At 49.4% G+C, this 12480-nt stretch carries 11 protein-coding genes; 4 read left to right on the forward strand and 7 right to left on the reverse strand.

Going from position 1 to position 12480, the window contains the following annotated elements:
- Window positions 1–40: 40 nt before the first annotated feature.
- The 3 genes from SHD_RS03705 to SHD_RS03715 are packed head-to-tail and all read right to left on the reverse strand — an operon-like array spanning window position 41 to window position 2613.
- Window positions 41–1351: a hypothetical protein gene (locus tag SHD_RS03705; protein WP_023265909.1), complete on the reverse strand. Its 1311-nt coding sequence runs from the start codon at window positions 1349–1351 to the stop codon at window positions 41–43.
- Entirely contained in the window at window positions 1348–2211 is an 864-nt protein-coding gene (locus SHD_RS03710) for an ABC transporter ATP-binding protein (RefSeq protein WP_023265910.1), read from the reverse strand. Before SHD_RS03710 ends, SHD_RS03705 begins: the two co-directional genes overlap by 4 nt.
- 30 nt (window positions 2212–2241) lie before the next feature.
- Complete coding sequence (locus SHD_RS03715; RefSeq protein WP_023265911.1) at window positions 2242–2613, reverse strand: GntR family transcriptional regulator; 372 nt, start codon at window positions 2611–2613, stop codon at window positions 2242–2244.
- 92 nt (window positions 2614–2705) lie between these two features.
- Here SHD_RS03715 and SHD_RS03720 point away from each other — a divergent pair, with 92 nt between their 5' ends.
- The 4 genes from SHD_RS03720 to SHD_RS03735 all read left to right on the forward strand — a co-directional run bounded on the left by SHD_RS03720 (window position 2706) and on the right by SHD_RS03735 (window position 6604).
- Window positions 2706–4313, forward strand: a complete 1608-nt coding sequence (locus SHD_RS03720) for an alpha/beta hydrolase (protein ID WP_039977432.1) — start codon at window positions 2706–2708, stop codon at window positions 4311–4313.
- Window positions 4314–4316: 3 nt separating this feature from the next.
- A complete protein-coding gene (locus tag SHD_RS03725; RefSeq protein ID WP_023265913.1) occupies window positions 4317–5051 on the forward strand; it encodes an ABC transporter ATP-binding protein in 735 nt (244 codons plus the stop codon).
- A gap of 88 nt (window positions 5052–5139) precedes the next feature.
- Complete coding sequence (locus SHD_RS03730) at window positions 5140–6279, forward strand: ABC transporter permease (RefSeq protein ID WP_023265914.1); 1140 nt, start codon at window positions 5140–5142, stop codon at window positions 6277–6279.
- Between the two features lie 64 nt (window positions 6280–6343).
- Window positions 6344–6604 carry a phage shock protein B gene (locus tag SHD_RS03735; RefSeq protein ID WP_023265915.1) on the forward strand — a complete coding sequence of 87 codons (261 nt, stop codon included), beginning with the start codon at window positions 6344–6346 and terminating at the stop codon, window positions 6602–6604.
- 172 nt (window positions 6605–6776) lie between these two features.
- On the opposite strand, the gene mog is transcribed toward SHD_RS03735, so the two are convergent.
- The 4 genes from mog to SHD_RS03755 all read right to left on the reverse strand — a co-directional run bounded on the left by mog (window position 6777) and on the right by SHD_RS03755 (window position 12444).
- Window positions 6777–7310 (reverse strand): molybdopterin adenylyltransferase, encoded by a 534-nt coding sequence (mog, locus tag SHD_RS03740; protein WP_006083754.1) that lies wholly within the window; start codon window positions 7308–7310, stop codon window positions 6777–6779.
- Between the two features lie 206 nt (window positions 7311–7516).
- Window positions 7517–8476, reverse strand: a complete 960-nt coding sequence (locus SHD_RS03745; protein ID WP_023265917.1) for a carbohydrate kinase family protein — start codon at window positions 8474–8476, stop codon at window positions 7517–7519.
- Between the two features lie 92 nt (window positions 8477–8568).
- Window positions 8569–10965 carry a TonB-dependent receptor domain-containing protein gene (locus SHD_RS03750; protein ID WP_039977434.1) on the reverse strand — a complete coding sequence of 799 codons (2397 nt, stop codon included), beginning with the start codon at window positions 10963–10965 and terminating at the stop codon, window positions 8569–8571.
- A 258-nt stretch (window positions 10966–11223) separates the two neighbouring features.
- Window positions 11224–12444 carry an MFS transporter gene (locus SHD_RS03755; protein WP_023265919.1) on the reverse strand — a complete coding sequence of 407 codons (1221 nt, stop codon included), beginning with the start codon at window positions 12442–12444 and terminating at the stop codon, window positions 11224–11226.
- Window positions 12445–12480: the final 36 nt, after the last annotated feature.

The following is a 12480-nucleotide window of genomic DNA, read 5'->3' on the forward strand; positions in this document are numbered from 1 at the left end:
CTTGTGCAAATGTCGCCCAAATCACGCCATTTCAGCGCAATTAGAGCCCGGTAATGTCGCCCTGCCAGAGCTTTTTACTACCCCAAAACAGTGCCATTTGTCCAAGGATCAGCAGTAACAAGTCACCCAACAACCAATGAAATAGACTGCCATCATGTTGCAGCGCTGCAAGACTAATCGACACCCATAGCGAATGCCCCAGCACCACCAGCATGGTCAGGCTCACCTGTAATACTCGGCGGCATAGGCAGCCTAAACCTAACACTAAAGCGCAGGCCCAATAAGTGCTCATGACTAAGTGTGCCAGCAGAGGCAAGCTCAAATCACCATCGAGCCAAGTAATAAACAGACTACAGCACAAAATGCCTATGCCGATGAAAAACAGTAATCGTTGCTGCCCACGGGCAAAGGCTTTAACTAATCCTGCGCGACCATCAAAGCCCGGCATTAATAAGAGCAATTCTGTCGCCCGAGAGCGCTGTACTCGGCTCCAGTGTACTAGCGAGCAACTAATTACACTAAACTGCGCCAACAGCAGTAATACTGGAAAATCCCAATGCAGCTCGTGGGAGGCGATCCCAAGCCCGATGGTTAACACGGGGAGCAACAGCAGTAATACGGTCAGCATAGGACCGATAAAGAAGTTCACCGGATGCAGGTAGCGCTCTAATCGGCTCAAGATCCGCATCGATTGCAGACTCGGCAACCAAAACCAGCCCATCTCGAGTCCATTGAGGTACACGCTGCGCGCCTCCACCCGCCAAGGTAACACTAGGCATCGGCGCCAAATCAGTACTACAAACACAAACAGCACTATGATGCTCAGCCACAATGGAACTTGCTCGGCCAAGGTGCTAGAAAACGGCACTAAGATAAACAGTAAAAATGAGCTGTAAAACCACTGGGTTTGCAACAGACACAGCAGAATAAAGCCTAGACTTATCCCCTGCGCAAACACCAGTAACGACAGGCTCGAGGTAAAGTCATACAACACACAAAGTAGCACGGCTAAGCTAAACACACCGATAAGCATCACTTCGCATTGAATAAACACATTTTGTCGATAACGGGGAATCAATATCGAGCACTCATTGGCCATCAAACGAATAAGCTGCCAAGCCACGGCCGCCGAAGTCGAGACGATAGCCATGGCAATGAAGATGTCGAAACTCTCTTTCTGCCCCGCCCATCCCGCTAAGATACTCAGCACCAAGCCAAATATACCTGTGCCGAGAAAACTCACACTGCCAACATCAAACAACCACAGACGCAGCATGCCGTTAAAGGGATTAATCGAATGGTGCGTCCCCAGTTTTTCAGGTACTTGAACTAAGGGTTTAGCTGAACTCATTTGTGCAGCTCCACAAAGAGTTGCTCCAAATTCAGCGCCTCACTGCGCAGCACACCAGGGAGATTAAGCTCAATATTACCCCTGTCCACCAGCATAGAATCACCATCGCGGCTGAGGATACGCACCTGTTCCGGCAGCTCGGCGCCGTCCGCGAGCTTAACGAGTCGCACCTCTTCCCGCAGGGCATCTATCTCCTTAAACAACACTAGCTCGCCCTGTTTAATCAGGGCGACATGGCTTGCGACCCGTTCTAAATCAGAGGTGATATGGGATGAAAACAACACGGCCGAGCCGGATTCGAGGGCCAGGTCGAACAAATCGACCATAAACTTGCGTCTGACTATTGGGTCGAGGCTGGCCACGGGCTCATCGAGGATCAGCAACTCAGGGCGATAGGCCATGGCCATGATCAAGGCTAAGGATTGGCGCTGACCAACGGACAGGCGTTGCACCTGTTGAGTCACATCTAATTCGAAGCGGGCGAGCCAATCCTGCTCTAACTGCATGTCCCAGTGGGGATAAAAACTGCGGTGCAAATCGAGGGCGCGCTCAACAGTAAAACCTTCATAACCAAAGGGTTGCTGCGGCACATAGCCTAGGCGTTCCTTCGCCGCCGAGGAGAGCTGCTCCGGCGTTTCACCTAAGGTGCGGATTTCACCCGAATCCGGCGAGAGGATCCCCAGAGCACAGCGCATTAGGGTCGATTTGCCCGCACCGTTTTGTCCCAATAACCCCACAACCATACCGGCAGATAAACGTAAGGTCAGATCCTTGAGTGCACGTTTTTCACTGGCACCTTTGCCACGAAATACTTTGTTTACATTAGAAAACTCAAGTATTGGGGAAAACTCTTGATCCATCGAATTGCATCCTTTTTATTCTCGTTTTAGCTAGGCTTGCCAACGTTCATTAATCAATTGCAGTAACTCGGGCAGACTCACGCCCAATTGTTTTGCCTGAGTCAGCAAGGCATCTAATTGCGGCTCAAGCAGACTCACGCCCGACTCCATCGCCTCACTACGGGCGGCAACCCGAGTCGCCTGACCACGGCGGCGCTCTAACCAGCCTTGGTCAACAAGTTGCTGAATCGCGCGGGAGACCGTCATGGGGTTAACCGCGAGAAATTCCGCAATTTGACGCACTGAGGGCAATACGTCTTCCTCTTGCAGTTGGCCGCCCACAATCAAGCGCACGATTTGCTCGTGTAATTGCTTGTAAATTGGCTCACCACTGCTGGGGTTGACATTTAAAAGTTCTAACATTAGTCTTTACACACTGTATTAATACATTGATACACCGATACACTGTATTTAAAGTATCACACTCATCCTGAAATGCAAAAAGGAAAGCGCTCATGAGATATAGCATGACCCACAGGAAGTCCCATAATGCCAGCGCTCGCTTTGCGATTAAGCGCTCAGAAAACCGTTGGCTCAAGGGCACACAAGGACACAAGCTCTTAGGCCTGAGTGCACTAATGCTCGCCATCTGCAGTTCTGTTACTTGGGCAAGCGACAATGCTGTTAACCCTATTCCCCCTACAAATACCTGTTATGTAGAAGGTGTATCGGACCGTTTAAACTGCGGCTTTGTGACTGTCCCCGAAAACCCTAACAAGCCGGATGGCGAACAGATCCAAGTGCATTATGTGGTCCTGCCCGCGGTAAAAAACGTCAATCATGAAGAAGCATTGCTGGCGATAGCAGGCGGCCCAGGTCAATCGGCCATCGATAACGCGGCAAGCTTTGATAGCATGCTGAATAAAGTACGTCAGCAGCGGGATATTTTGCTTATTGATCAACGCGGTACTGGCCGCTCCAATGTGCTCAATTGTGACGCTGGCCCACAATCGCCACTGTCCTTCGACGATGATAATGTCGATACCTTGGCCGAAGCGCAAAAATGCCGCGATCAATTCCCCGATACTGATGTCACCCAATACGGCAGCCTTAATGCCGTCAAAGACTTCGAGGCCGTACGCGCCCATTTAGGCTACAAAAAGCTGCACCTCTACGGTATTTCCTACGGCACGCGTATGGCGCAGCTCTATATGCGTTTGTATCCCGAGCATTTAGCCACTGTCACCTTAGACGGCATAGTGCCAATGCAGCAGAGCGTATTAGAAATCGGCTCGGCAATTGAGCGCGGCTTTGACTTACTGTTTAAAGATTGCCAAGAAACCGCAGCCTGCCATGCCGAGTTTCCAGAGCTCAAAGCCGAGTTTGACCAAGTGGTTGCAAGACTGACCGAAGGGCCAGTAATGGAGCAAGTACACGACCCCGTCACGGGTGAAAAGTCCTTACTCACGCTCACCCGTGCGAAGTTTTACGGCGCGATCAGAATGGCGTTATATCAAACCAATGTGCGTGCCTTAGTGCCCCATGCAATTCATCAGGCCGCCAAAGAAAACTATCAACCGTTACTCGGATTGTATGCCTTAACTACCGATGGTGCAGGCATGGCGATGGGCATGCACGCCTCAGTCGTCTGCGGTGAAGACATACATCGCATCACCCCTGCGATGCGCGAACAGGCCAAAACCTCCTATGTAGGCAAAACCATGCTCGAAAGCTTAGAGGCATCGTGTTCAGTGTGGAAGGTGCCGCCCGTCGATGCCAGCTTTAGCGAACCTATCAAGAGCGATATCCCAACCCTGTTGCTATCGGGCGAAATTGATCCAGCAACCCCACCGAGCTGGGGAGAACTGGCGATGGAAAAACTCACCAACGCTAAACACTTTGTCGCACCTTATGCTACCCATGGTGTGGCCTATCAGTCCTGCGCCAATAACCTAGTCGCCGAGTTAGTACGTACTGGTTCGGTTAAAGATCTCGATGGTGAATGTTTGAAGAAGGATGTGCGCCGTAGCTTCTATTTAAATGCCAGCTCGGTTGAGCCACTCGCGACCGAAGATGCAACCCACTCTTCCAAAGATAAGCCCAGCACTGGAGCCAAGGAGTAAGTCATGATCAAAGTATCCCATCTTTCTAAGCGCATCGGCGAAGTGCAGGCCTTAAACGATTTGAGCTTCGTGGCCGAAAACGGCCAGATCACCGGCCTACTCGGCCCTAATGGCGCGGGTAAAACCACCTGTTTGCGCACAATTTTCGGTCTGTTAAAACCCGATACTGGCACGGCTGAAATTGAAGGTATCGACGTTGCCATCGACCCGATTGGTGCTAAGCAGCAATTAGGATTATTCCCCGACCCGTTCGGCCTGTACGAGCGCTTAACACCGCGGGAATATATCCGTTACTTTGCCGAACTTAGCGGCTTATCCGCGAGCGATGCCAAGGCGGCCACCGACAATGTCATCGCCAAACTGCGCCTCGAAGATATCAGCGATCGCCGCTGTAAAGGCTTCTCCCAAGGGCAACGAATGAAAACCGCCCTCGCCCAAGCCATAGTCCACAGCCCGAGCAATATTATCCTCGACGAGCCGACCCGTGGACTCGATGTGATGAGCACTCGCTTGCTGCGCGATATTCTTATCGACCTTAAGAATCAAGGGCATTGCGTGCTGTTTTCCAGCCATGTGATGCAGGAAGTCGCGGCCTTGTGCGACCAAGTGATCGTGATGGCGCAGGGCCGAGTGGTCGCCATCGGCAGTCCAGAGCAACTCTGCGCGCAAACGGGTAAGGCCTCACTCGAAGATGCCTTTATCCAGCTGATCGGCACCGATGAGGGCATTGCCGCATGATGACTCACAGCATTAACGCTCACACAAATTGCGATAACACCTGCTTCGACCTAATGGCGAACAGACAAACTTGGGATAAGGAATAATCATGAACAAAATCATCGCAATGGTTCGCAAGGAACTGATAGACGCCGCCCGCGATAAACGCTCTGTGATGGCGGGACTCTACTACGCCATTGGTACGCCGCTGATCATGTGTGGCCTGTTTATGGTGCTTATCGGCCAGCTGACCAGCCCAGACGATCTGAAAATCAGCATCACTAACCCCGACAAGGCGCCGGACTTAGTGAGATTTTTATCCAACAAAGGCATTACCCAAGGCGAAGCAGGCGCTAAGGATCTGAAAGCCATAGAGCTGATTATCAGCCCCGACTATGCCAAGCAGATGAACCAAGGCAAAGGCGCCGAGATCACTATCGTGGCCGATAACTCAGAGGAAAAACTGCAAAACTCGATTCGCCGCTTAGAGAAACAGTTGCAGGCCTATAGCGCCGAAATGGGCAGCCTGCGCTTAATCGCCCGTGGCATCGACCCTCGAGTGGTGCAGCCACTGAAAGTGAATGTGCATGACCAAGCCACAACCGACTCTAAGGGCGGGATGATCTTAGGTATCGCCATTTTCACTATGATTTACTCAGTGTTTATCTCGGGGATGAATTTGGCCATCGACACCAGCGCCGGTGAGCGTGAGCGTAACTCCTTGGCATTGTTGCTCAGCCATCCGCTGACCACGCGCCAATTAGTGCTCTCTAAAATCATTGCCGTCGGCCTATTTGCCCTACTCGGTTTAGTGTTGATTCTACTGGTGTCTAAGGTCGCCTATACCTTCGTGCCTTGGCAGGAGCTCGGTTTTAGCGTCAGCATTACCAGTGAATTTATGGCGTTGATGCTGCTAGTTGGTATTCCCGTCGCCCTGATGGCTGCCTGCCTGCAATTGTTTGTGTCCTTTATGGCGAAAACCTTTAAGGAAGCCCAGTCCTATCTAACCATGGTGCTGTTTGTGCCTTTGGCGTTATCGATGGCGGCCAGCTACAACATAGCGCCGGACATACTGCAGTGGTTGCCTGTTTCGGGTCAGCAACAGGCGCTGATGGACTTTATTAAAGGTAAGGACATGAACATGCTGCAATTGCTGGTATCGACACTGGGCACCCTAGCCATCGCCCTGGTGTTGGCATTCGGCATGGAAAAGTCCTTAAAGAGTGAAAAGGTAGTCTTCGGTTTATAACGCTATCGACCCGCAGAGGGCGCGCCGCGCCCTCGAACCTCAAATAGGGTTAAAGGAGCCTGTTATGGAAAACGAATATGTGCTGATGGTGATCATGGTGACTTTTGTGGTGGGTGTGAGTGCCACAGAAATGTTTAAGCATTATCTAAAAATCCGCCAACTGGGCGGCGGCAACGAGCGACAGCTTGAGGATAAACTCACCCAGTTGAGCTTGCAGAATCAGGTTCTTATCGAGCGTGTGCAAGTGCTGGAGCGCATAGTGACAGATGCAGAGGACAACGCCGCCAAGACAACACTGGCACAGCAAATTGAGGCATTAAAATAGTCGTTAATGCACCGCAGTTAAACTCGTATTACAAGGTATTAAAATTAAGGTTGTGTCTATAGGCGCTAAGTCAAGTTGCGAACTTCCGACTTAGCGCGACCACAACAGCCCATAAGGGATACCAATAAAAAACCCAAGCTAGGCTTGGGTTTATGTCATCTTGCAGCGCGGATTATTTTGCCTTAGGTCTAAAAGGCTTAATCACAGCTTCGTTACACTCGAGGTACGGCCCTTCCATCAGGTCGATGCAGTAAGGGATGGCGGGGAATACGGCATCTAAACATTCGCGAATAGATTTTGGCTTGCCAGGCAGGTTCACAATTAATGAATCACCGCGTAAGCCCGCAGTTTGGCGCGAGAGAATCGCCGTCGGTACAAACTTTAACGACTCGGCGCGCATCAGTTCACCAAAGCCAGGCATCATGCGATCGCACACGGCCTCGGTTGCCTCAGGGGTGACATCGCGTTTTGCAGGGCCTGTACCACCCGTAGTCACAATCAAGCAGCAATCCTGCTCATCGGCCATCTTGATCAGGGTCGCTTCAATCACATCCTGCTCGTCGGGGATCACTTGATAAATCGGTTCCCACTCACTGGTGAGGTAGTCATTGAGAGTATCGATAATCGCCTTGCCCGAGATATCCTCATAAATCCCCGCGCTGGCACGATCGCTCACCGTAACAATCCCGATTTTTGCTTTGCTCATTGGAAATCCCCAATCATGTTGAAATAAAACCATATCGACCGTGAGCAGAGGAGAAACCTATGCTCCTTCGACTATAAGCCGCAGCTAAAATAGCATAAATGCTCGGCCAATGGGGCAAGTAAAACGTGATGAAGTTCGCGCAATATGCTCGAAAAAAGCTAAGGCAAGCCATAGCTCACCTTAGCTTGATAGTTTGGAGTGAAGGGTTAACTCACCTGCAACAACGTGGGTAAAGCAGGAAAAGCGCCTTTCTGGCAACAGGTTACAGCGCCGCAACGCACCGCAAACTCAACCGCCTTGCGCAACTGTGCCTGACACGCAAGTCGATGTTTTAAGGTTAAATGCTCGAGATCAAACTCCAACTCAGAACCCAGTGCAAACAAAAATCCCGCCATAAAGCTGTCACCCGCCGCCGTGGTATCTACGGCTTTAATTTGGGGGACTGGTACGCTAAATCGCTCATCTACTGTTATGCATAGCACTGGATTGGCGCCGTCAGTAATCAAAATCACTTCAACACCTTGCGCCAAACAAAACTGCAAATAATCTTCGAAACTCTTATTCCGCGTTAAGGCTAAATAGTCGGCTTCTTCACGGCTCATTTTCAGCACTTGTGTGTAACGAAAACACTGCTCTACTCGCTCTGCAAGCAATGCGGTATCGGGCCAGAGTGATAAGCGCAAGTTAACATCAAAACTCACTATCTTATTGAATGAATTAGCACAACGGGCGCCATAGAGACTCGCGTTAAAAATGTTCGCTTCGGTAAAGGTATTAGAACAGAGATGGAAAATATCCATCTGCGGCCATGGAATGGCATCGAAATGGCGCGGGCTATAACACAGATCGGCCGTAGCCTGACGGTTAAACTCGAAGGTTCGTTCACCATTTTCATCCAAATTTACGACCACTGTCGCCGTTGCCGCACCTGGCACTTCGGCCAAATAATCCGTAGCAACACCTTCGTTCTCGAGGGCTTGTTTTAACATTGCGCCATAATCATCACAGCTAATGCCGCCAGCAAAATAACTCTTACCGCCCAGTTTGGCATAACCTACAGCCACGTTTGCAGGCGCGCCGCCCGCAATGGCTTGATGGGATTTGTCGCTAGCCTCCGTGGGTAATAAATCCACTAACACCTCACCAAAACTGAGTAATACCGTCATATGGATCCCTTTATATTTCTATTAGTTAAGCAAAAAGCCCATGCTGGATGGGCCTTTTAAATTGTCGGTTTTAAACCCCAACCCCGCCGGAGTTAAAACTCGTATTTCAAGGTTGCACTCGTGGTTCTGCCATTAATAGTGCGAGCGCGGATAATATTGTTATCAGGAATCGAACCTTCCTCTGCTTCGGTGATACCCGTAGCGTCAAACAGGTTGTTGACGTTTAAGGAGACACTTAAGGCCTGAGTTAAGTTGTAGGTTGCAAAGGCATTGACCTGATTGTAACCATCAAACTTGAGACCATTATTATCCTGTGCATAGGAGTCAGTAGTGCCAATCAGGTTGATGCCCACTGAACCTTGGTCAAAGTTATAACGTCCCATCAGCGAGTAGATAAAGTCGGCCTGTCTTCTTGGAGTATTCCCGACAACGTCGGGTGTTAGAGCGTCCTTAGCAATTTCAGCGTCGGTCCAAGTGACATTGCCCCTAAAATCGAAGTCACCAATAAAATAGGCCGATTCAATTTCAATTCCTTTAGCTTTGTACTTACGGTCGAAGAAACGCTGACTCGTCGCCTCAAAGTTTTGCTCCTCGGTCTCTGAATAGAAGGCGGTCGCGAACACCGATAAGTCCTCGTAACGGTACTTAACGCCTAACTCATATTGATCCACATTATCGACAGCATCTTCTTTTGCCACTGAACCATCGGCACGAACCTTACCAAACAACAGGCGATCCGCATTGGCGCGGCCACCATGACTCAAGCGACCAAATGCAGCTAAATCACTGGAAAACTGATAGTTTGCACCGAGAGAATAGGAGGTGTAACTCCAGTCATAATTCACGGGTTGTGGATTAGCATTATCGATAGAAGAGACACTTTGCTCAGGAATAGAGATTACACCATCCAAGTTCATATCGACTTGCGATTGCACATTGCCGGCGTAGTAACCACTGGCATCACCGCTGTCGTAACGCACACTGGCATCCAGCGATAAATCCCCAAAGCTCGACGCGACCGCAAGATAAGGCGCCTTAATGTTGTATTCGGTATCGTAATTACGTTGGCAACAGTTGCCCCAATAAGGCACGCCATAGCCGTACAGTCCAGCACCTGAATAGGCGGTACCATCGGCGGCCACAACATCAAGCAATGCGGCATTATCCCCTTTGACTTCCATCAAATAGGAGTTCCACATCCAGGTCATATTGATATTTTGGGTGGCATTGTAATAACCCAGAGTAACGCTGGTATCGTCAAAGGTTTTCGTTAATTTTAAGTCGTTTACGATTGAGCCAAAGTCATTCATCTTAACGTCGAAGGTATGGATCCGCATGGCGAGTCCATCCATAGGATTGCCCGCATCAGGGCCATTGGCATAAATCAACTTGGCGCCAGTGCCCGCAATACTAGCCGCAATGTCGGCGCCATTAGCCACTTCGGCTGGGAATGGTGCCATAAAATTGCCGCTCACATCCGAGAAACGGAAGCGGTTTTCGACCTGCCAATCATTGCCTAAATCAAAAGACGCCTCTAAACCCACAGAGTTAACCTCAGGGTTCATACCATCGCGCATATCACCACGACGACGCTCACCATCGGCGCCCAAACTCAGGGTCGAGAGGAAATATGCTGACTGAATGGCATCGGATTTCGCATTAAAACCTGGGACAGAGCTACCGTCCGAATACATTGGCATGGGTAAGTAGCCAATACTTTTATCATCTAAGTGTTTGAAATAAAGACGAACATAGCCACTATCGAACTCTTTGGTTATGTTAGCTTTTACCTGACCGCCCTTGTTGGCGTCATAACCTGCTTGGCGAGGGCCTTCACCAGTACGCACAAAACCACCCACATGGAAACGCAGGCTGTCATTGATGCTGGTGCCATATTCAAAGTCGGTACGGAAGGTATCGTAGTCCAAGCCAAAGGTGGTCGACACGCTGCCAGCATCTGAACTTCCGGTTTTACTGATCACGTTAATAATGCCACCGGGAGCATTACTCGCCGCAGTGGATGCCGAACCACCACGAATAGATTCAATGGTTTGTACTGTAGAGTCTAAACGTAAAAAGATATCCGCATTACCAAAGGCAATATCGCCAAACTGTAGAATTGGTAAACCATCTTCTTGAATTTGAAGAAACTTAGCACCACCCGATGCCACAGGTAAGCCACGTACAGCAATGTTAGCATTACCTTCGCCGCCCGTTGATTCCACCTTCATCCCTGGAATGATCCGAAATGCTTCGGCGGATGAACGTGGAGTACTAACCTCCAACTCGGCGAGTGATACGCTGCTGACTGACACGCTCGAGTCCATGACGCGGGTGCCACGGGCCACGCCCGTAACAGTAATGCGCTCAAGGCCTAACGCATCTTTCTTGGTTTCTTCCTGTGCAGGTGCATCGGCAGCCCAAAGCTGAGAACTCACCAAGACGGCGATTGTGCTTAACAAGAATTGTTGTGATGTGCGATTTATCATTTTTATGTCCCCACCCATATTTGAGAAGCCGCCCCTCTCCCCACGGCGACTTCTACTGAAATTGTTGTTAATCGATTAGCCTGTTATTTCACTTTACTAAAAAACATCTTAATCGATTAAGTTAACAAGTTAGCAACTAAATAACAAAAAGCAAGTGTGTTTTTTGTACAGACCCACAAACTTAAAGTGAGAAAAATAGATAGTTAATTGATTAATCGGAGAAATGTGACAGAAAAAATTTTTCTTTCACATTCCAATTTAAGCGGTTTCACGGCCCAACAATGATTGGGTAGGATCTTTAATCAGGTTAACGCCCGCTAACAGGCACAGTAAAACCGCAAACCCAGTAGCGAGGTAAAAGCCATACTTCACATGGCCGAAAATATCTCCAACTAACCCCATACAAAGGGGAGCCAGCGCCGCAGAAACCGCGGTAAAGAACAGGATTACCCCTGCCACAGAACCGTGCTGCGCCACGGGGAAACAACTGATCCCCTTGGAGTTTAAGGTGGGATATATCATTGACATAAACAGCCCAGAGAGAGGCAAGAGAATCACAGCGGCCTCAACCCCATAGAGCATAGAACCGAGATAGCAAAGGCTAATCGCTAAGCTAAACCAAAACATAACCTGTTGCCACGAAAAGTGATTTAGTATCCATCCGCCCAAAAACCGCCCACCTGCTCGCAGGGTAAAAAAGAGGGTCAAGGCATAAGCCGCCAGTACAGTGTAATCGCCCTGATACTCTTGCAGCAGGCTAGGCATCCATACATAAATCGCCACTTCGGTGGCCACATACAAACCAATCGCAAGGGAAAACCCTAATGCATAAGCGTTTTTCATCATGCGGAAGGTGTTCGCCAGATTAATTGTCTCCGTCGAGGATTGCTTAACCTGCGGATAATCAGCCTTAAACGCTAACCAACAAAGTAGTAGACAAAAAATCCCCGCCCCAAAATACAAATACTTCCATGACACACCACTGATAAGCAGATAGCTGACGATGGCAGGGCCCACCATAGCGCCGACCCCAAAAAATCCTTCGACCGTATTCATGGTGCTGGAATGTTGTTTTGGCGACTGAGAAATATCGCCAATCAGGGCTAAGGCTCCGGTTTTAAATACCCCAATCGCCAAGCCCACCAAGGCTAATAGCAGCAGGAAATAATAAAACGACTCCCCAAGCGCAAATAAAAAACAGGCAATGGCGAACAACAACAGCCCTAATAAAATGGTTAGTTTACGCCCTATTTTATCCGCCAAGAAACCCAGAAACAGACCACTTATTGCGATAAAAATCATCGGCATATAATGGAAGGCACTCGCCTGAGACAAAGAGAGGCCAAATTCAGATATCAGCTGCGGGATAATCACACCCACGGCATCGGAGGTCATAGCAAACATAAAAAACATTAAATACGTCAGCACTCTAATACGAATGTGATGGCGATTTTCTACAGAATTTGAATCACTTACCATACTGTTTCACCTTATTGTTATCGCGCCTAACTCCCT

The organism is Shewanella decolorationis S12, from assembly GCF_000485795.1.
GTDB classification, from domain to species: domain Bacteria; phylum Pseudomonadota; class Gammaproteobacteria; order Enterobacterales; family Shewanellaceae; genus Shewanella; species Shewanella decolorationis.

What these genes read in the sequence shown, in the direction of transcription:
- SHD_RS03705 (WP_023265909.1), bottom strand. Translation starts at nt 1,351, where the DNA reads ATGAGTTCAGCTAAACCCTTAGTTCAAGTACCTGAAAAACTGGGGACG.
- SHD_RS03710 (WP_023265910.1), bottom strand. Translation starts at nt 2,211, where the DNA reads ATGGATCAAGAGTTTTCCCCAATACTTGAGTTTTCTAATGTAAACAAA.
- SHD_RS03715 (WP_023265911.1), bottom strand. Translation starts at nt 2,613, where the DNA reads ATGTTAGAACTTTTAAATGTCAACCCCAGCAGTGGTGAGCCAATTTAC.
- SHD_RS03720 (WP_039977432.1), top strand. Translation starts at nt 2,706, where the DNA reads ATGAGATATAGCATGACCCACAGGAAGTCCCATAATGCCAGCGCTCGC.
- SHD_RS03725 (WP_023265913.1), top strand. Translation starts at nt 4,317, where the DNA reads ATGATCAAAGTATCCCATCTTTCTAAGCGCATCGGCGAAGTGCAGGCC.
- SHD_RS03730 (WP_023265914.1), top strand. Translation starts at nt 5,140, where the DNA reads ATGAACAAAATCATCGCAATGGTTCGCAAGGAACTGATAGACGCCGCC.
- SHD_RS03735 (WP_023265915.1), top strand. Translation starts at nt 6,344, where the DNA reads ATGGAAAACGAATATGTGCTGATGGTGATCATGGTGACTTTTGTGGTG.
- mog (WP_006083754.1), bottom strand. Translation starts at nt 7,310, where the DNA reads ATGAGCAAAGCAAAAATCGGGATTGTTACGGTGAGCGATCGTGCCAGC.
- SHD_RS03745 (WP_023265917.1), bottom strand. Translation starts at nt 8,476, where the DNA reads ATGACGGTATTACTCAGTTTTGGTGAGGTGTTAGTGGATTTATTACCC.
- SHD_RS03750 (WP_039977434.1), bottom strand. Translation starts at nt 10,965, where the DNA reads ATGATAAATCGCACATCACAACAATTCTTGTTAAGCACAATCGCCGTC.
- SHD_RS03755 (WP_023265919.1), bottom strand. Translation starts at nt 12,444, where the DNA reads ATGGTAAGTGATTCAAATTCTGTAGAAAATCGCCATCACATTCGTATT.